The 18,680-nt window shown below is 71.6% G+C and carries 17 protein-coding genes; 6 read left to right on the top strand and 11 right to left on the bottom strand.

The window, feature by feature from the left end:
* Positions 1-96: 96 nt before the first annotated feature.
* From AC5L3X_RS18785 to AC5L3X_RS18810, 6 genes are all read right to left on the bottom strand, one after another.
* Positions 97-1,287, bottom strand: a complete 1,191-nt coding sequence (locus tag AC5L3X_RS18785; protein WP_225263632.1) for a CynX/NimT family MFS transporter — start codon at positions 1,285-1,287, stop codon at positions 97-99.
* A 110-nt stretch (positions 1,288-1,397) separates the two neighbouring features.
* Positions 1,398-3,038 (bottom strand): thiamine pyrophosphate-dependent enzyme, encoded by a 1,641-nt coding sequence (locus AC5L3X_RS18790; protein ID WP_494858388.1) that lies wholly within the window; start codon positions 3,036-3,038, stop codon positions 1,398-1,400.
* Entirely contained in the window at positions 3,035-3,805 is a 771-nt protein-coding gene (locus AC5L3X_RS18795; RefSeq protein ID WP_494858390.1) for an ABC transporter ATP-binding protein, read from the bottom strand. Before AC5L3X_RS18795 ends, AC5L3X_RS18790 begins: the two co-directional genes overlap by 4 nt.
* Positions 3,798-4,547 (bottom strand): ABC transporter permease, encoded by a 750-nt coding sequence (locus tag AC5L3X_RS18800; RefSeq protein ID WP_494858391.1) that lies wholly within the window; start codon positions 4,545-4,547, stop codon positions 3,798-3,800. The genes AC5L3X_RS18795 and AC5L3X_RS18800 overlap by 8 nt, the downstream gene beginning before the upstream one ends.
* The gene (locus AC5L3X_RS18805; RefSeq protein WP_494858392.1) at positions 4,544-5,311 is read right to left on the bottom strand and encodes an ABC transporter permease; all 768 of its coding nucleotides are present in this window, start codon (positions 5,309-5,311) and stop codon (positions 4,544-4,546) included. Before AC5L3X_RS18805 ends, AC5L3X_RS18800 begins: the two co-directional genes overlap by 4 nt.
* Positions 5,312-5,382: 71 nt before the next feature.
* On the bottom strand, positions 5,383-6,321 hold the full coding sequence (locus AC5L3X_RS18810; protein WP_494858393.1) for an ABC transporter substrate-binding protein: 939 nt from the start codon (positions 6,319-6,321) through the stop codon (positions 5,383-5,385).
* A gap of 101 nt (positions 6,322-6,422) precedes the next feature.
* Here AC5L3X_RS18810 and AC5L3X_RS18815 point away from each other — a divergent pair, with 101 nt between their 5' ends.
* Positions 6,423-7,199, top strand: coding sequence for an IclR family transcriptional regulator domain-containing protein (locus AC5L3X_RS18815; RefSeq protein WP_494858394.1), 777 nt, complete (start codon positions 6,423-6,425; stop codon positions 7,197-7,199).
* A 102-nt stretch (positions 7,200-7,301) separates the two neighbouring features.
* Here AC5L3X_RS18815 and AC5L3X_RS18820 read toward each other — a convergent pair whose 3' ends face one another.
* Complete coding sequence (locus tag AC5L3X_RS18820) at positions 7,302-8,171, bottom strand: MurR/RpiR family transcriptional regulator (protein ID WP_189128904.1); 870 nt, start codon at positions 8,169-8,171, stop codon at positions 7,302-7,304.
* The gene (locus tag AC5L3X_RS18825; protein WP_494858395.1) at positions 8,168-9,634 is read right to left on the bottom strand and encodes a glycoside hydrolase family 3 protein; all 1,467 of its coding nucleotides are present in this window, start codon (positions 9,632-9,634) and stop codon (positions 8,168-8,170) included. The genes AC5L3X_RS18820 and AC5L3X_RS18825 overlap by 4 nt, the downstream gene beginning before the upstream one ends.
* A gap of 156 nt (positions 9,635-9,790) precedes the next feature.
* Between AC5L3X_RS18825 and AC5L3X_RS18830 the strand changes: the two genes are divergently transcribed.
* A complete protein-coding gene (locus AC5L3X_RS18830; RefSeq protein ID WP_494858396.1) occupies positions 9,791-11,320 on the top strand; it encodes a glycoside hydrolase family 10-like protein in 1,530 nt (509 codons plus the stop codon).
* A 75-nt stretch (positions 11,321-11,395) separates the two neighbouring features.
* Here AC5L3X_RS18830 and AC5L3X_RS18835 read toward each other — a convergent pair whose 3' ends face one another.
* Entirely contained in the window at positions 11,396-12,046 is a 651-nt protein-coding gene (locus tag AC5L3X_RS18835) for an FHA domain-containing protein (protein ID WP_189128866.1), read from the bottom strand.
* Positions 12,047-12,280: 234 nt separating this feature from the next.
* On the opposite strand from AC5L3X_RS18835, the gene AC5L3X_RS18840 reads away from it, so the two are divergent.
* From AC5L3X_RS18840 to AC5L3X_RS18855, 4 genes are all read left to right on the top strand, one after another.
* Positions 12,281-13,402 (top strand): citrate/2-methylcitrate synthase, encoded by a 1,122-nt coding sequence (locus AC5L3X_RS18840; protein WP_494858397.1) that lies wholly within the window; start codon positions 12,281-12,283, stop codon positions 13,400-13,402.
* An 18-nt stretch (positions 13,403-13,420) separates the two neighbouring features.
* Positions 13,421-13,714, top strand: coding sequence for a DUF3017 domain-containing protein (locus AC5L3X_RS18845; protein WP_189128868.1), 294 nt, complete (start codon positions 13,421-13,423; stop codon positions 13,712-13,714).
* Between the two features lie 53 nt (positions 13,715-13,767).
* Positions 13,768-14,982, top strand: coding sequence for an NADP-dependent isocitrate dehydrogenase (locus tag AC5L3X_RS18850; RefSeq protein ID WP_494858399.1), 1,215 nt, complete (start codon positions 13,768-13,770; stop codon positions 14,980-14,982).
* 141 nt (positions 14,983-15,123) lie between these two features.
* Positions 15,124-16,161 carry a polysaccharide deacetylase family protein gene (locus AC5L3X_RS18855; protein ID WP_494858401.1) on the top strand — a complete coding sequence of 346 codons (1,038 nt, stop codon included), beginning with the start codon at positions 15,124-15,126 and terminating at the stop codon, positions 16,159-16,161.
* Here the strand turns inward: AC5L3X_RS18855 and AC5L3X_RS18860 are convergent.
* Complete coding sequence (locus AC5L3X_RS18860; protein ID WP_494858403.1) at positions 16,158-17,207, bottom strand: TolB-like translocation protein; 1,050 nt, start codon at positions 17,205-17,207, stop codon at positions 16,158-16,160. The genes AC5L3X_RS18855 and AC5L3X_RS18860 overlap by 4 nt on opposite strands.
* A complete protein-coding gene (locus AC5L3X_RS18865) occupies positions 17,204-18,580 on the bottom strand; it encodes a hypothetical protein (protein WP_494858404.1) in 1,377 nt (458 codons plus the stop codon). The genes AC5L3X_RS18860 and AC5L3X_RS18865 overlap by 4 nt, the downstream gene beginning before the upstream one ends.
* Positions 18,581-18,680 lie beyond the last annotated feature (100 nt).

Consider the following 18,680-nt stretch of genomic DNA (forward strand, 5'->3'; position numbering starts at 1 on the left):
TCCAGGCGTGGGTCATGTCGGCCCGATCGAGCCGCCGCGATCCAGGCGTGGGTCATGTCGGCCCGATCGAGCCGCCGCGATCCAGGCGTGGCCGGGCTAGTCCGGTCGTGGCCGGCCCGCGAAGACGCCGGCCACGAGCTGCACCAGGCAGGCGGCCAGCCCGGCCAGCAGGGGCACCGTCCAGCCGCCCGACGCCGAGCGGAGCACGCCGATCAGCACCGGCCCCACCGCGGCCAGCACGTAGCCGAACGACTGGGCCACCGCCGACAGGGCCGTCACCGACGCGGCGTCGGGCGCCCGCATCGTGATGATGAGCAGCGCCAGCGCGATCGACGCGCCCTGCCCGAGACCCAGCACGATCACCCACAGCCACGGCGCCGTCGTGGGCGCGACCAGCACGCCGGTGTAGCCCGCGACGGTCAGCAGGGCCGCCACGGTCACGTGCGGCACCTGTGACCGCCTGCGCCCGGCGTGTACGGGCACCGCCAGCGTGGACACCACCTGGGTCAGGTTGGTCAGGCCGAGCAGGTAGCCCGCCTGGTGGGCCGGCACCCCGGCCTCCTGGAAGATGGTCGGCAGCCAGGCCAGCACGACGTAGAAGGTCAGCGACTGCAGGCCCATGAAGGCGGTCACGTACCAGGTGACCCTGTTGCGCATCAGGGCGGCGAAGGGGCGCGTGCCGCCGCCGGAGCCCTCCGGCCTCCTGAGCGCCTGCGGCAGCCAGAGCAGGGCGGCGGCCACGGCGGGGATCGCCATCATGGCCGTCACGCCGCGCCAGCCGGCGCCGGTGGCCTGTTCGAGCGGGATCACGAACGCGGAGGCCGCGGCCGCGCCCGCCACCAGGCCCGAGACGTAGATCGAGGTGTAGAGCCCGACGCGGTCGGGGAAGTGCTGCTTGACCACGCCGGGCATGGCCACGTTCAGGACCGCGATGGCGGTGCCGGCGAGGGCGGAGCCCAGGTAGAGGCAGAAGACTCCGTCCACGGTGCGCAGCACGATCCCGAAGGCCAGCAGGAGCAGGCCGGCGAACAGGGTCCGGTCGAGCCCGATCCGCCTGGCCAGCCCCGGGGTGACCATGCCGAACACACCGAGGCAGACCACCATGACGGTGGTGATCGCGCCGCCGCCCGCCGGGGTCAGCCCCATGTCGGCCATGATCTCGTCGAGCAGCGGTGACACCCCGGCGAGCGCGGGGCGCATGTTGAGGGAGGCCAGGATGAGGCCGGCGAGCAGGAGGACGGATCTTCGCGACATCAGCGGCGTCCAGCCGGTCGCCTCGTCGTCCACAGTCTGAACATCGGGGTGAACGATACCCGTCGGCACCGGGGCCGGCCGGTGCGAGCCCCCGCGGCACGTCCCTGCCGTGGTCGGGGACCGCGCGGGGCCGGGCCCGCGCCTCAGGGCTGGAAGTCCGGGTCCACGGCCACGGCGACGTCGAGCAGCAGGGGCTCCTGGCGGGCCGCGAGCGCCGGCAGCACTTCGTCGAGCGCCGCCGCGAGCTCCTCACGGGTGACCACCCGCCTGGCCGCGCAACCCAGCGACCGGGCCAGGCCACTCAGGCTGACCTCCTCGAAGGCCGGCCACGGCGCCTTGGCCCCGTGCTGGTCCGCCAGCCGGTCCATGACCGCGTACCTGCTGTTGGCGAGCACCACGAACAGCGCCCCCACCCGGTAGTGGGCCGCGCTCCACAACGCGTGCACCCCGTAGAGCGCCGACCCGTCGCCCACGACCGCGACCACCGGCCGGTCGGGCAGCGCCATGCGCAGGCCGACCGCGGCGGGCAGGGCGAACCCCAGGCCGCCCATGGCCGCCGAAACGAACCCGAGCGGGGTGCGGGCGGGCACCAGCCGGTGCAGGTCGGGGCGCGAGGACGGCGTCTCCTCGATCAGGACCACGTCGGCCGGCAGCCGCCGGGCCAGCTCACGCAGGACGTACGCGGCCCGCGGCGGGCCGCCCTCCCGTGGCGGCGCGAGCGCGGCCCGCAGCGGGTCTGCATCCGAGGACGGCGACGGCGGCGCGGACCAAGGCGGTGCGGGGCGGGCGGGCACCAGCTCGGCCAGCCGCGCGCAGACGGTCGCGGGTTCGGCCAGGTAGGCCAGGTCGGCCGGGCTCCGGTGCGCCTCGGCCGGGTCGGCGGTCACCAGCGCGACCGTGGTGCCCGGCTCGACCAGCGGGCCGGGCGCGAACGGGTACTGGCGGAAGACCGGCGCGCCCACCGCCAGCACCACGTCGTGTCCGGAGAGCGCCTGGCGCAGGCGGGGCCGGTCGGCGGGCAGCACGCCCGCGTACCGCGGGTGGTCCTGCGGGAACCCGGCCCGCCCTCCGAAGGACTCCTGCCAGACGGGGCACCCCAGCCGCTCGGCCAGCGCGACCAGCGAGCCCCAGCCCGGCGCCCCGTCCGCACCGCGCGCCGGCACGCCCGCGCCGGCGACGACGGCCGGCGAGCGGGCGCCCGCCAGCAGCTCGACCAGCGGCGCGAGGTCGGCGTCCGCGACCGCCGCCGGGCGCAGCAGCCGCGCCGGCGCCGCCAGAACCTCGCCCTCGTACGGCGCCGCCCAGTCGTCCATCGGCACCACGACCAGCGCCGGCCCCCGGAAGGTGGCGGCCTCGTGCCAGGCACGGGCCACGGCCCCGGGCACGTCCTGGGCCCGGGCCGGCTGCTCGACGCGCACCGGGTAGTCACCGGCCAGCCCGGTCAGCCGCCCGGCCAGGAACGGCTCCAATGCCAGGTGCCTGCGGTCCTGCTGGCCGACCAGGATCACCAGCGGCACCCGGTTGACCCGCGCGGTGGCGATCGCGCCCACGGCGTTGCCCAGCCCGGCCGTGGTGTGCAGCACGGCCAGCGCGGGCGCGTCGTGCCCCATCGCCCAGCCGGTGGCCATGCCGATCACCGAGCCCTCGTGCAGGGCCAGCACGAACCTGAGGTCGTCGGGCAGCCCGGTCAGCAGGGTGATCTCGGTGGAGCCGGGATTGCCGAAGACGGTGGTCAGGCCGGTGCGCCTGAGCACGTCGAACGTAGCGTCCCTGACCGTGGTCATCGTGACCCCCTGGCCCGCTGGATCTGGGCGTAGATGTGCCCGCGTAACTCGCCGAACCGGGGCAGGGAGCGGGTGGTGAGCTGGTCGCGTTCGGGCGGCAGATCGATCTTCAGGTCCTCCATGACCACCGTCGGCGACGAGGACAGCACGATCACCCGCTGGCCGAGGTAGACCGCCTCGTCGATGTCGTGGGTGACGAACAGCGTGGTCACGCCCAGGTCGCGCCACAGCGCCAGGATCAGGTCCTCCAGGTCGGCCCTGGTCTGCGCGTCCACGGCGGCGAACGGCTCGTCCATGAGCAGCACCTGCGGCTCGTACGCCACGGCTCTGGCGATGGCGACCCGCTGCTGCATGCCGCCGGACAACTGCCACGGGTGCGCCTCGGCCACGTCGCCGAGCCCGACCGCGTGCAGCGACCGGGCGATCAGCTCCAGGCGTCGCGGCGCCGGGACACGCTTCTCCTTGAGCGGCAGTTCGACGTTCTGGCGCACGGTCATCCAGGGGAACAGGCTGCGGCCGTACTCCTGGAAGACCACGGCCATCCGCGGCGGCGGGCCGGTGACCGGCACGCCCGCGACCCGCACCTCGCCGCCGGTCACCGGCAGCAGCCCGGCGATGGAGCGCAGCAGGGTGGTCTTGCCGCAGCCGGACGGCCCGACCACGCACACCAGCTCGCCCGCGCCGACGGTGAAGGTGAGCGAGCGGATCGCCTCCACGCTGCGGCCGGGGCTCTCGTAGACCTTGCGCAACTCCGAGATGTCAAGCACGGGCCGCTCCACTGCCGTAGTACCAGGCCAGGACCCGCCGCTCCACGCGGCGGAAGAGCAGCGAGAGCGCCAGGCCGAGCAGCCCGAGCAGGAGGATCCCGCTCCACATCTCGGCGATCTGGAACTGCCGCTGGAACAGCACGATCGTGAAGCCGAGCCCGCTGGAACTGGCGAACATCTCGCTGATGACCATGAGGATGATCCCGATGGACAGCGCCTGCCGCAGGCCGGTCATGATCTGCGGGCTGGCGCCGCGCAGCACGAAGCGGCGCAGCCGGGAGGTTCCCCGCACGCCGTACATCCGGCAGGTGTCGGAGAGCACCTCGTCCAGCGCGCGGACGCCCTCGACGGTGTTGAGCAGGATCGGCCAGACGCAGCCCGAGACGATGACCAGCACCTTCATCGGGGTGTCGATGCCCGCCAGCAGCATCAGCAGCGGCACCAGCACGGGCGGCGGGATGGCCCGGAAGAACTCCAGCACCGGCTCCAGGATCGCGCGCAGCCTGGGGGAGAGCCCGATCGGCACCCCGAGCCCCACGCCCAGCAGCGCGGCGAGGGCGAAGCCCGCGAGCAGCCGGCCCACGCTGGGCAGCACGTCCTCGACCAGCCGCGCCGAGAACCAGGTGTCGGCGAACGCGGCGGCCACCCGGTCGGGGCCGGGCAGGTAGAACGAGCTGCCGCTGACCGCCCACCAGGCCAGCACGAGCAGCGCCGGCAGGCCGAGCAGTCTGATCGCCCTCATGTGACGACCTCCGCCCTGACGGCCGGATGCCAGGCCAGGACCCGCCGCTCCAGCAGCCGGACGGCGGTGTTGACGCCGATGCCGACGAGTCCGGCGACCACGATGAGCGCGTACACGGTGGCGACCGCGCCGCTGCTCTGCGCGAGCTGGATCTCCAGCCCGAGCCCCGGGCTGCCGATCACCAGCTCCGCGGTGACCGCCAGGATGAACGCCACCGCCGCCGCCAGCCGCAACCCGGTCATGACGTACGGCAGCGCGGTCGGCCACACCAGGTGCCTGACCCGCGACCAGGCGGACAGCCCGTAGGACCGGGCGGTGTCGTCGGCCACCGAGTCGACGGCCGCCACGCCGTACAGGACCTGGATGAGCACCTGCCAGAACGACGCGTAGACGACCAGCATGAGCGTCGACCCGAGCGACGGGCCGAACAGCAGCGTGGCCAGCGGCACCAGCGCGACCGAGGGTATCGGCCGGAGGAACTCGACGGTGGAGCTCGTCGCGGCCCGCAGCCCGGGGACGATGCCGATGACCACCCCGGCCACGACCGCGAGGACGAAGGCGATGGCCAGGCCGGCCGCCCAGCCGCGCAGGGTCTCGCCGAGCGCGATCCACAGCCCGGCCGTGGCCAGCTCGGTCCCGAGCGTGCCGAGGATCTCCGAGGCGGGCGGCAGGAACCGTTCGTCGACCAGGCCGAGCCGCGGCGCCGCCTCCAGCAGCGCCAGCAGCCCGGCCAGCCCGGCCAGCCCGTAGAGCAGCCGCCTCACGGCATCAGGCCTCACGGCATCAGGCCTCACGGCATCAGGCCTCACGGCATCAGGCCTCACGGCATCAGGCCTCACGGCATCAGGGAGGAGACGTCGACCTTGTCCTTCAGCACGCCGTCGGCCAGGGCGAGGTCGGCGATGGTCTGCACGGACTCGCGGTTTACCTGGGCGGGCCACTTCGGCAGGTAGATCTTCGCGATCACCTCGGGCGAAATCTTCGTGTACGTCTTGAGCACGTCCCTGACCTCGTCCGGGTGGCCGTTGGCCCACTCCAGCGACTTGCTCATGGCCGCGGTGAACCTCTTGGTCAGCTCCGGGTCGGTCCTGCCGGTGGTGAAGTACATCGCCACGGTCAGATCGGGCGCCGCGTCGGCGAAGTTCCACGCGACGGGCCGCGCTCCCTGGCTGATCGCCTGGCTGACGAACGGCTCGACCACCCAGATGGCGTCCACCCTGCCGTTCTCGAGCGCGGCGGGCGCGTCGGGGAACGGCAGCTCGACGAACTCGATGCCGGTCGGGTCGCCGCCCGCCTTGCGCACGGAGGCGCGTACGGTGGTGTCGCCGATGTTCTTCAGCTGGTTGACCGAGATCTTCTTGCCCGCCAGGTCCTTCGCCGTCCTGATCGGGCTGTCGGGTTTCACCAGCACCGCGCTGAAGTCCTTGCCCTGCTCGCCGGTGGAGGAGACGCCGTTGGCGACCACCTTCACGTCGAGCCCCTGCTGCTTGGCGGTCAGCAGCGAGGTGGTGTTGGCGAAGGCGAACTGGAACTGCCCGCTGACCGCGCCCGAGATGCTCGCGGCGCCGCCCTGCACGGGTGTGATCGTCAGGTCGATGTTCTGCTCGTCGAAGAAGCCTTTGGCCTTGCCCAGATGGATCGGCGCCGTGTCGACGATCGCGATCACACCGGCGTTGACCTTGGTCTTCCCGCCCGGCGGCGCCGACTGGCCGGCCGGGCCGCCACACGCGGCGATGAGGAGCAGCAGGGCTGGAAGAACGAGAGTGCGACGCACATCTTCTCCAGGTGTTCGCGATGCGCACATGTATTCTCTGACCGAACGCCCCCGATGTCGTGGAAACTACACTCTCGTCGGCCCTTGTCAAGGATGCTCAATTGGTTGATCATGTGCAGTCGCTGGCCCGGGGCCTCGCCGTCATCCGCGCGTTCAGCGCCACCTCGCCCGAGCTGACCCTCAGCGACGTGGCCCGCGCCACCGGCCTCACCAGGGCCGCGGCCAGGCGCTTTTTGATCACGCTCGCCGACCTCGGCTACGTGCGCAGCGACGGCCGGCTCTTCGCGCTCACGCCCCGGGTGCTGGAGCTCGGCTACGCCTACCTGTCCAGCCTCTCGTTGCCCGAGGTGGCCGCCCCCCATCTCGAACGCCTGGCCGCCGAGGTGCACGAGTCGGCCTCGGTCGCCGTGCTCGACGGTGAGGACGTGACCTACGTCGCCCGCGTCGCCACGGCCCGGATCATGCGCGTGACCATCAGCATCGGCACCCGCTTCCCGGCCCACTGCACCTCCATGGGCCGCGTGCTGCTGGCCGCGCTCCCCGCCGAGCGGCTGGACGAGTTCCTCGACGGGGCCGAGCTGCGCCGGCTGACGTCGCGGACCGTCACCCGGCCCGCCGCGCTGCGCGCGGAGCTCGACCGGGTCCGCGCCCGCGGCTGGGCGATGGTCGACCAGGAGCTCGAAGAGGGACTGCGGTCGATCGCCGCGCCCATCCGCGACCGCACGGGCCGGACCGTCGCCGCGGTGAACGTCTCGACCCACGCCAGCCGGACGACGTTGCAGCGGGCCAGGCGCGAGCTGCTGCCGCCGCTGCTGGCCACGGCCGGCCGGATCGAGGCCGACCTCGCCACGCAGACCGTGACCCGGGCCGAGAGGTAGACGGCGCCGGTAGCGACCCGCCGCCTGTGGCGACCGTCAGCGGGCCCGGTCGCGACCCGCGGCCTTCCCGGTGGTGACCGTCAGCGGTGCCGGTCGCGACCCTCAGCGGCGCCGGTAGCGGTCCGTCGCCTCCCGGGTGACGCGGATGGCGGCGTCGGCCTTGTCGTAGGTGCGCTGGGCCAGACCGACGAACAGGCAGTCGACGATCAGCAGCTGGCTGATCCGGCTGGCCAGCGCCCCCGGCCGGAACGCGGTCTCGCGGCCCGCCGACACCAGCGTGTGGTGGGCCAGGTCCGCCAGCGAGGAGCGCGGATTGTTGGTGATCGCCACCACCAGGGCGCCGCCCTCGGCCGCGGTGCGGGCCGGGACCAGCACGTCGGGCGTCTCGCCGCCGCAGCTGATGGCCACCGCCACGTCGCCGTCGTGCAGCAGGGCGGCGCTGGTCAGCGCCAGGTGGGCGTCGCTGAACGGGTGGCTGGACAGGCCGATCCGCAGCAGCTTCTGCGACATGTCGGCGGCCACGAGCCCCGAGGCCGCGACGCCGTACACGTCCACCCGCCGGGCCGCGGCGATGGCGCTCACCACCTCGCCCAGCTTGTCGGGGTCGAGCTGGGCGGCCGTGTCGGCGAGCGCCTCCGACTCGGCCCGCGCCACCTTGGCGATCACGTCCGTGAGCGGGTCGTCGGGCCCGAGGTCGCCGGGCACCAGGCGTTCGGGCTCCTTGGCCACGGCCGCCGCCAGCGCGAAGCGCAGCTGCGAGTAACCGGTGAAGCCGAGCGCGCGGGCCGTGCGGACGATCGTCGCCTCGCTGGTGCCCGACACCGCGCTGAACTCGGTGATCGTGCTCCGCACGACCACCCTCGGGTCGGCCAGGATGATGTGCGCGATGGCCTGCGCCGCCGGGGTGAGCGACGGCAGCACCGCCCGCACCGCCGCGACCGGGTTGGCGGGTTCGCCGGCCTGGTCGGTCATCGGGTCAGCCATTCGGCGGCCGCTCGCGCCGAGACCCGGGAGACCCCGTGCGTGGCGAGGTGGGCGGCGCCCGAGGGGACGCCGGGAATGCCGGTGTCGACCACGATCGTGTCCGGCCGCGACCGTACGGCCTGCGCCACCCTGTCGCGCACCCAGGCGTGCCGGGCGGCGTCGTGCACCACGAGCACCACCGGCCGCCCGCCGGGTGAGGGCGCCGCGTTGCCCGGAGCCGGCTCGTCCAGCGGGGGCAGCTCGCCGCCCGGCTCCAGCCGCACCCGCTCGGTGCCGGGCAGCAGCCGGGCGAGCTCCGCCGCCAGGCCGGTCGGCATCGACGGGTCCACGGCCTGGCTGAAGCGCGTGTTGACCTCGATGACCAGCGGCGGCCGGGTCAGCCGGGCGGTGCCCGTCACGGTCAGCGCGGCGTGGGCGGCGTCGAGGCCCACGCCGGGATCCACGTCGGCCACGGCCTGCTCGCGCCGGGCGGCCTGGCGGGCGTACCAGCCGGAGAGCGCGCGCACCCGCGCGGCCGCCTCGGCCAGGCGCTCCTCGGGCAGGACGCCGTCGCGTACCGCCGCCACGATGGCGCCGGTGATCTCGCTCAGGCCCTCCTCGGTCGTCAGGCCCACACAGATGGCGTCGGCGCCCGCGCCGAGCGCCCGCACCGCGATCTCGCCGGGCGGGTACATCGCCGCCACGGCCTCCATCTCGATCGCGTCCGTGACCAGCAGGCCCTCGAAGCCGAGCTCGTCCCGCAGGAGCTCGGTGAGGATGGCCCGGCTGAACGTCGAGGGCGTGCCGGGGTCGAGCGCGGGGACCAGCAGATGCCCGCACATGATCGACTGGACCCCGGCCTCGATGGCGGCGCGGAACGGCGGCAGATCGCGCTCGGCCAGCGACTCCCTGGAGGCGTGCACGGTCGGCAGGGCCAGATGCGAGTCGGTGGTCGTGTCACCGTGGCCGGGGAAGTGCTTGGCGCAGGCGGCGACCCCGGCGCCCTGGAGACCGGCGACGTAGGCGACGGTGTGGCGGGCGACGAGGTCGGGCGCCGGTCCGAACGAGCGGACACCGATCACCGGGTTGGCCGGATTGGAGTTGACGTCCGCCGAGGGCGCGTAGTCGAGCGTGATGTCGGCCTCGGCGAGCAGCCGGCCGATCTGCCGGCCGACCCGCTCGGTCAGGCTCACGTCGTCGACCACGCCCAGCGCGCGGTTGCCGGGGAAGGAGCTCCCTGTCTCGACCTCCAGCCTGGTGACCGTCCCGCCCTCCTCGTCGATCGCGACGATCACCTCGGGGTTGGCCGCCCGCAGCTCCCGGACGTGCGCCGCGTCCGGGCGGTTGCGGGCGAACAGCACCGCGCCCCCGAGCCCCTCGCCCAGGGCCCTGCGCAGCCAGTCGGGCGGCGTGGTGCCCTGGTAGCCGGGCTGGAGCACCGTCAGCGCGAGTCGGCGCAGGTCAGCCGTCATGAGCTCTCCTTGGTCGGCCTCGTGACCAAGAGGCGGTGTCCGGTGACGCCCTCACCCCGATCGGTCGGTCGGCATTTTCTTTCACCATTATTGATCTGAAGGTAATTTTCTGCCATCGTCGCCCTGGACACAACCACAGTTCGAGAGGCACCCCCCATGCCCAGCAGAAGGACCGTCCTCAAGGGCCTCGCTCTGGCCGTCGCCGCATCGGCCGTGCCGCTGCCCGCCTTCGCCGCCGCCGATCAGGCACCTCCGCTGCGCCAGATGCGCGGCATGTGGATCGCCTCGGTCGTCAACATCAACTGGCCCTCGAAGCAGGGGCTCACCGCCGACGAGCAGAAGGCCGAATACCTCGCCTGGCTGGACCTCGCCGAGCAGCGCAAGCTCAACTCGGTGTTCGTGCAGATCAGGCCGACCGCCGACGCGTTCTGGCCGTCCACGTACGAGCCGTGGTCGCACTGGCTGACCGGCACCCAGGGACAGGACCCGGGCTACGACCCGCTCGCGTTCGCCGTGGAGGAGACGCACAAGCGTGGCCTGGCCTTCCACGCCTGGTTCAACCCCTACCGGGTCTCCATGCAGGCCGACCCGGCGCAACTGCACCCCGACCACCCCGGCCGCCGAAACCCCGACTGGATCCTGCCGTTCGGCGGCAAGCTCTACTACAACCCGGGCATGCCCGAGGTCCGTAAGTTCTGCCAGGACGCCATGCTCGACGCGCTCATCCGCTACGACATCGACGGCCTGCACTTCGACGACTACTTCTACCCGACCAACACCACGGCCTTCGACGACAGCGCCGCGTTCGCCGAGCACGGCGGCGGCTTCCCCGATCTGGCCACCTGGCGCCGGCACAACGTCGACCTGATGGTCTCGGAGATGCAGCAGCGGGTCCGCGAGGTGAAGCCGGAGACCGCCTGGGGCATCAGCCCGTCGGGCATCTGGCGCAACAAGGGCACCGACCCGCTCGGCTCCGAGACCAACGGCGGCCAGTCCTACGACAACCTGCACGCCGACACCCGCGGCTGGGTGAAGAAGGGCTGGCTCGACTACATCGCGCCGCAGCTCTACTGGTACATCGGGCAGCCGCCGGCCGACTACTCCAAGCTCGTCCCGTGGTGGTCGGACGTCGCCGACGGCACCGGCACGCTGCTGTGGATCGGGCAGGCGGCGTACAAGGCGGGCGACCCGGCGCAGGCGGCGGAGTGGCAGAACCCGGCCGAGCTGTCCAGGCACCTCACGCTCAACCAGAGCCACCCGCAGATCTCGGGCGACATCTGGTACAACGCCAACGACCTGCGCGTCGACCGGATCGCGTCCATCAGCACCGCCGTCAACGACCACTACACGCGCCCCGCGCTCGCGCCGGTGCTGCCCCGCCTGGCCGGGGGCGAGCCACCGAAGCGGCCCGTGATCGCGTACGCGCTGCGCCGCTCCGGCGGGGTCGAGGTGCGGGCCGTGGCGACCGGCAGGAACGAGCCCTTCCAGTTCGCCATCTTCCGCTTCACCGGCCGGGCCGCCGCGGACGCGTTCGGCGACGCCCGCAACCTGGTCGCGGTCGTCCCCGGTGACCGGCAGGTGCGCTGGCTGGACCCGGAAGGCAAGCGGGGCGACCACTACTACGCCGTGGCCGTCGACCGGGCCAACCGCACCAGCGCGCCGAGCAACGGTTTCCGCGTCCTCTAGTAGGCCGCTGCTCGTACGAGCGTGACGGGAACCCGGGTGTCACCGTGCCCGGGTTCCCGGGCACGGCGCCCCTCGCTAGGAGGCCCTGCGGCCGGCCGCCGACGCCTGCTGCTCGGCCGGAGGCGTGCCCGTCCGCTGCGGTGGCACCACAGGGGTCGGACGCACCAGGCCCAGCGCGACGACCTCGTTGGCCAGTCGCGTGCGCCGGTTGGTGCCCTCCGGGATGCGGAACTTCTGGTAGAGCCGCAGCAGATGCTGCTTCACCGCGGCTTCGGTCACGACCAGGTCGTCGGCGATCTCGCGTGCGGTCGCCGGCGCCACGAACGCCTCGTCGGACAGTGCCGGCCGGCAGAGCGAGGTCAGCACGTCGACCTCGCGTCTGGTCAGCTCGGGCGCCGCCGCCCTGCGGAGCTCGACTTCGGGCGTGAAGTCCTCGCGAGGAATCCCGCCGACCCGACCGCGCGCCGCTCCGAAGGAGACGACGTCGCCGTCGTCAAGGACCCTCCGGGCGATCGGCCTGCCATTCACCCGTGTGCCGTTGCGGGACAGGCCCAGATCAACGACGTACAGGTAGGGTCCTCGCCTGACGAACTCGGCATGGAGTCGAGACACACTCGGATCGGTCAGCCGGATGTCGACACCGCGGCCCCTCCCCACCGTTGTGATCTCGGGGCGCAACGGGACCACCTCGCCAGTGTCCTCGATGCGTATGAACGGCCCCTCCACGGCAGTTCCTCCCCAGGTAGCCCGCCGTAACTATTACTACAGCTCCGGCTTACCCAACCGAGGGGATGCGGAATCTCCTTTGCCATAAGCAGAATCCCGCATGAAATTGGTCTGGACCTTTGCGGACGGTTTTGCCTGCTCACAGGTAGACTTCCAGCGGAGAAAAGCGGAGGAAACACCATGAAACAGCATTCCTCGGGCGAGGGGGCCTCGGGAGGCGGAGCGCCCCCGACAGTGGCTGACAAGCCCACGAAAGGCCTGGCCGACGTCGTAGCAGCGTCCACAGCGCTCAGCGACATCGATGGGAAGGCCGGCCGGCTCTTCTACCGTGGATACGACATCCACGACCTGGCCGGCCGAGCGACGTTCGAAGAGACCGCCTACCTGCTGCAGCGGGGCAAGCTGCCGGACCGTGAGGGACTGGAGGCCTACGGCGCCGAGCTGGTGCGCGGACGTGAGCTCGGCGCGCTCGTCGCCGCCAACATCGGCGAGATCGCCGAGAAGCAGAAGCCGATGGAGGCGCTGCGCTCGCTGGTCTCCCTGTCCGGCGCCGACGACCCCGACAAGGATTCCATCGCGCCCGAGGCCAACCTGGGCAAGGCCGCGCGACTGACCGCGCAGCAGCCCCTGCTGGTCGCCCGCTACCACGCGGCCCGCACGGGCGGCAGCGTTCCCGCCCCCGACCCCTCCCTCAGCATCGCGGCGAACTTCCTCCTGCAGGTCACCGGGCGCACCCCCGCGCAGCGCGAGGTCGACATCTTCGACGCCTGCCTGGTGCTGCACGCGGACCACACCATGAACGCCTCCACCTTCGCCGCGAGGGTGTGCGCGGCGACCCTGTCCGACATGCACTCCGCCATCGTGGCCGCCATCGGAACCCTCAAGGGCCCGCTGCACGGCGGCGCGAACGAGCAGGTCATGAAGACGTTGGAGTCGATCTCGCCCACGGGCGTGGCCCAGGCCGTCCGCGACAAGCTGGCCGCCGGCGAGAAGATCATGGGCTTCGGGCACCGCGTCTACAAGACCGAGGACCCCCGGGCCACGCACCTGCGACGGATGTCACAGGAACTGGCCGAGTCGACCGGCGACGACACCTACTTCCGGATGTCCAAGGAGATGGAGGAGGTCGTCTTCGAGACGAAGGGCCTCTACCCGAACGTCGACTTCTACGCCGCGTCCGTCTATCACTACCTGGGCATACCGACAGACCTGTTCACGCCGGTATTCTCGATCAGCCGCATGTCCGGATGGACGGCCCACGTGATCGAGCAGCATGCCGACAACCGCCTGATTCGCCCTGACAGCGAATACATCGGAGAGCGTGACCAGAAGTGGAAGCCCATCGAGGAGCGATGAGCGTGAGTGAGCAGGGCTTTGAGCCGTAGCTCCGAGAGCTGGGGGCCGTACCCGCTGATCCTGGCGGGTGCGGTCGTCGCCGTTGCCGTGACCTTGCTGGTGGACCCGCGGTGGGGTGGGTTCGCCCTCGGCGGCGTCGTGATGATCGGCGCCGCGCTCCGTTTCTCCGGCTTCGGCGGGCAGCTCGCCGTACGCAGCCGGCGGACCGACTCCGTCACGCTCGGCGTCTTCGGCTTCGTACTCGTGCTGACCGCACTGCTGTTGGAGAACAACGCGCTCAAGGGGCTACTGATGTCCCTTTTCGCCCGTTGATGAGGCGGTCCGATAGCCTCAAAGCATCGATTCATTGAAGGGGAACCATTCGCATGCCCAAGATCAAGGTGGAGGGTCCGGTCGTCGAGCTTGACGGCGACGAGATGACCCGGATCATCTGGCAGTTCATCAAGGACCAGCTGATCCTTCCCTACCTCGACGTCGACCTGAAGTACTACGACCTCGGCATCGAGCACCGCGACGCCACGGACGACCAGGTCACGATCGACGCCGCCAATGCCATCAAGAAGTACGGTGTGGGCGTCAAGTGCGCCACGATCACCCCTGACGAGGCCCGGGTCGAGGAGTTCGGCCTGAAGAAGATGTGGAAGTCCCCCAACGGGACCATCCGCAACATCCTGGGCGGCGTCATCTTCCGCGAGCCGATCATCATGTCCAACGTGCCGAGGCTCGTCCCCGGCTGGACCAAGCCGATCGTCGTCGGCCGTCACGCCTTCGGCGACCAGTACCGCGCCACCGACCTGAAGATCCCCGGCGAGGGCAAGCTCACGTTGACGTTCACCCCCAAGGACGGCACGGAGCCGATCGAGCTCGACGTGTACGACTTCCCGGGCAGCGGCGTCGCGATGGCGATGTACAACCTGGACGAGTCGATCCGCGACTTCGCCCGCGCCTCGATGCGTTACGGCCTCGCCCGCGACTACCCGGTCTACCTCTCGACCAAGAACACGATCCTCAAGGCCTACGACGGCCGGTTCAAGGACATCTTCGCCGAGGTCTACGAGACCGAGTTCAAGGCCGACTTCGAGAAGGCCGGCATCACCTACGAGCACCGCCTCATCGACGACATGGTCGCCGCGGCGCTCAAGTGGGAGGGCGGCTACGTCTGGGCGTGCAAGAACTACGACGGCGACGTCCAGTCCGACACCGTCGCGCAGGGCTTCGGCTCGCTCGGCCTGATGACCTCCGTGCTGATGACGCCCGACGGCCGCACCGTCGAGGCCGAGGCCGCTCACGGCACCGTGACCCGTCACTACCGCGAGCACCAGAAGGGCAACCCCACTTCCACCAACCCGATCGCGTCGATCTTCGCGTGGACGCGGGGCCTCGCCCACCGGGGCAAGCTCGACAACACCCCCGCGGTGACCGAGTTCGCCGACACCCTGGAGCGGGTCTGCGTCGAGACCGTCGAGAACGGCCAGATGACCAAGGATCTCGCGCTGCTGGTCGGCGGCGACGCCAAGTGGCTGACCACCCAGGACTTCCTCGCCGCGCTGGACGAGAACCTCAAGAAGAAGATGGCTTGATCGTCCGCTGTGGGAAGGGCCGCCCGAGGGCGGCCCTTTTCGTTGTCCGGGACATCTCTTGGGAGGTCACGGGCGTGGCGTAGTTGATCAACTGGGTAGGAGCCTTCCCGTAACAGTCGTGCGCGTCTCGGGGGGGTTCGGATGCGACTGCGTTTGATGAGTGGGGTCGGGTTGATCGCGGCCGCCGCGATGCTGAGCGGCTGCGCGGAGGAGCCGGTCATCCAGGCCAAGAGCACCAAGGCCGACACAGCGGCCAAGGCCCAGAAGGCGCAGGCGGCCAAACTCGCCGCCGCGGCCAAGGTCAAGGCCAACGAGCTCGGACAGGTGCCCGTGCTGATGTTCCACCGGGTCATCGAGAAGCCGGCGACGACCGACGACCGCACTCCCAGCCAGTTCCGCTCGGACCTCGAACGGCTGGTCCGCGACGGGTACGTGCCGGTCACCGCGGCCGAATTCGTCACCGGGAAGATCAACATCCCGGCGGGCAAGCACCCCGTCGTGCTCACCTTCGACGACTCCTCGCCCTCGCAGCTCACGCTGGACGAGATGGGCCAGGTCAAGCCCGACACGGCGATCGCGATCCTGCAGGACGTCGCGGCCAAGAATCCCGGCTTCCGGCCGGTGGCGACGTTCTACGTGACCCGCGACATGTTCGGCAAGGTCGGCAGGGAGGAGCAGGCGCAGACCCTGCAGTGGCTGAAGGCCAACGGCTTCGACATCGGCAACCACACCCGCGACCACCTCAACCTGCGTGGACGCCCGCGCGAGCAGGTCATGGAGCAGATCGGCAGCATCGCCCAGGAGGTCGGCTCCCTCGCGGGCGTCAAACCGGTCACCATCGCCCTGCCGTACGGCAACCAGCCGAACACCAAGGAGTGGGCCGCGCGCGGCAAGTTCCACGACACGACCTACAAGCACAGCGGCGTCTTCCTGGCCGGCTACACGCCGTCGCCGTCGCCGTTCAGCAAGTCGTTCGAGCCGCTCGGCATCCCGCGCATCCGGGCCATGGACAAGAAGGGTGACTGCGCTCAGTTCTGCTCCACCGCCTGGCTCGACTGGCTGAAGAGCAACCCCGACATGCGCTACACCTCCGACGGCGACGTCAGCACGGTGGCCTATCCCAAGTTCAAGGATCCGTTCCTGCGCACCTCGTACAAGACCTGGTCGCTGGCGTACTAACGGACGCTGCCCAGCACGGGCGCGGTTTCCCGCAGGTCGTCACCGTCCGGGACGCTGATCTCGATCGGGCGCGTGGTTCCGTCCCGCAGATCGAGGAGGTTGTAGGAGCCGGTGTTGCCGGCGTCGGCCGTTCTGACGACGAGCGTGTTCTCGTCCTCCCAGCGGAGGATCTCCGCGATCCGCCGGCCGGCCGGCTGTCGCGGCGTGACCGTGCGCGTGGGGTGTCCCTTCGACGTGCCGACGAGGACCACACCCGTGGTGACCAGGTCGTCGGGGGTGACCTCCCTGGCCAGCGAGGCCAGGGTGCGCCCCGAGGGGGAGAACCAGGCCCGCGACTGGTTGCCCGGCACGACCGTCCGGCGGACGGCCTTGCCTCCGGGTGAGCGGATGACGAACGACGCCGTGGAGACATGCCCGGGCAGGGAGTCCGTGCTCCGCTCGCGCACCAGGGCGAGCCCGGCCGCCGTCCAGCCGATGACCGTCTCGCCGCCGGGCAGCCGGGTCACGGTGCCCCGTTCGATGTCCACGATCACTGGTCTCTCCAGCACCACCTCGTCGTTCTTGTCCAGGTGGTCGTTCTGGACGAGCAGATGACGGCCGTCCGGAGACAGCAGCGGGGGCCGAACTCCGATGAACTCACCGATGGAGGCTTCCGGCTTCACCGTGAGGGATCTGGTCGTTCCCGTCTTCAGGTCGCGGACGACGAACCCCCCTGCCGTGTCGCTGCGATAGGCCACGCGCAGGCCGTCGGCGCTGAGCGCCAGGGACACCTCGTCTCCGGCGCCGGGCAGCCACCAGCGCTCGCCTCGGGCCGACACCAGGATCCAGTGACGGCACGCGTCGCCGTCCTGGCAGGAGGGCGCGTACGCGTACCGGATGGGGACCGGCACCGGTCCGGTGAGCTCGCGCACGGCGGGGGCGGGCGCGGGCTGCTCCGCCGAGGGGCGGACGAACCGGGGCGGCGGCTCGGCCCGCAGGGGAGCGACGACCCAGGCGACGGCCAGGATCGCCAGCGCGACGACGGCGTAGAGCCACGGGCTCCTCATGAGTCCTCGCCGGACGGAACCTTGCCGAACACCGGGTTCCACAGGTTGTTGGGGATGTCCCTGAGCGGCCGGCTCTTGCCCGTGACCGGGTCGACGAGGTGATAGGCGCCTTTGTCCTGTCCATAACGGTCGATCCGCACCAGCACGTGGCTCTCCTCGTCCCAGCCCAGCGGCTCAGGGGCGTCGGGGTGCGTGGGCAGGCGCAGGTGGGCGCGTCCGCGCACCTCGCCCGTGCCGGGATCCATGGTCACGATCTCGTTCCGGGTGACGACGGCCAGCGTGCGGCCGTCGGGGGAGAGCCGCACGCGCAGCGTGGGATCGAAGGGGACACGGGTTCGCACCTTGCCCGAGTGGTCGAACGTGACGAGCTCGGTGTCGGGCGCGCCCGGCAGGGCGGCGAGCCCCGTCGTGGCCACGCCGCCGTCCGGGCCGAGGCCGAGGACGCGCCGGACGCCCGGGAGGGGAGTTCGGGCGCCGGTGGTGGTGTCGATCAGCTCCACGCCGGCGGCCGTGGTGAGGCTCACGTGCCGGCCGTCATGGGAAAGGGCGGGCTCAGGTACGGCCTCGTCGGCGAGGGGGCCGGTGAGGTGCCGCTCCCGCCTGCTCAGCAGGTGGGCCAGAACGAGGCGGCGCGAGGCACGGTCCAGGTAGACGACGTGCCGGCCGTCGCCGCTGAGGGCCAGGGGCGCCGGTCTGGCGGCGGTCCCGTCACCCGAGAGGTAGGCCCTGGCCTGTCCGACCTGGATCCCGCCCTCCGGGCCCCACAGCCGCCAGGCGCCCGTGCGCTGGTCCAGGTCGGCGAACCGGGCGTGGGGGAGGGCGTACCAGTCGTCCAGCCGGGGTTCACCCGCTTCCCGCGGTGCCCAGACGAGTGACGTCGCCGTGAGCGCCGCGGCGAGCAGGGTCGCGGCCAGCGCGGGCCAGGCCGGGCGTCCGCTCAAGGCGTACGTGACCTGCCAGGTGTCCGTGACGGTGCCCAGGACGAGGAGCGGCAGGCCGAGCGCGATCAGCACAACGGCCGGTTGCCCCAGATCGGGAAGGTCGGGCAGGCTGCCCGACGCGGTCCACAGGGCGATGGTCGTGCCGGTCGCGAGCAGCGAGCGGGCGGATCCGGAGCGGATCGCGAGCTCGGCCCCCACCAGGTCCGCCGGGCCCGCCACCAGTGCCCGGCGGTGCAGGTCCCTGACGATCAGGTGCACGGTGAGCACCACGCCGAGGGTGAGCACCGCGTAGAGCCGCTCCCTGACCCCCACCTCCATCCCGTACGAACGCGCGACGGCGCTGAGCGCGACGGCAACGGAGATCGAGGCGCCCAGCCGCCACAGGGAAGTGAGTCTCGGTGGAGCGAGCCGGACGTCGAGACGGCGACGCACCCGAGGCCTGGACCGGGCGAATCCGATTTCGGCCACGATCGACCCGAGCAGCCAACCGGCCAGGGGGAGATAGGCGCTGATGACAATCGCGCCCTGCGTG

The organism is Nonomuraea sp. CX421, assembly GCF_059358955.1.

Bases quoted from the DNA above. Each gene is read 5' to 3' on its own strand.
- AC5L3X_RS18790 (WP_494858388.1), bottom strand. From the start codon at position 3,038: ATGACCACGGTCAGGGACGCTACGTTCGACGTGCTCAGGCGCACCGGC.
- AC5L3X_RS18800 (WP_494858391.1), bottom strand. From the start codon at position 4,547: ATGAGGGCGATCAGACTGCTCGGCCTGCCGGCGCTGCTCGTGCTGGCC.
- AC5L3X_RS18820 (WP_189128904.1), bottom strand. From the start codon at position 8,171: ATGACCGACCAGGCCGGCGAACCCGCCAACCCGGTCGCGGCGGTGCGG.
- AC5L3X_RS18825 (WP_494858395.1), bottom strand. From the start codon at position 9,634: ATGACGGCTGACCTGCGCCGACTCGCGCTGACGGTGCTCCAGCCCGGC.
- AC5L3X_RS18830 (WP_494858396.1), top strand. From the start codon at position 9,791: ATGCCCAGCAGAAGGACCGTCCTCAAGGGCCTCGCTCTGGCCGTCGCC.
- AC5L3X_RS18850 (WP_494858399.1), top strand. From the start codon at position 13,768: ATGCCCAAGATCAAGGTGGAGGGTCCGGTCGTCGAGCTTGACGGCGAC.
- AC5L3X_RS18855 (WP_494858401.1), top strand. From the start codon at position 15,124: ATGCGACTGCGTTTGATGAGTGGGGTCGGGTTGATCGCGGCCGCCGCG.
- AC5L3X_RS18860 (WP_494858403.1), bottom strand. From the start codon at position 17,207: ATGAGGAGCCCGTGGCTCTACGCCGTCGTCGCGCTGGCGATCCTGGCC.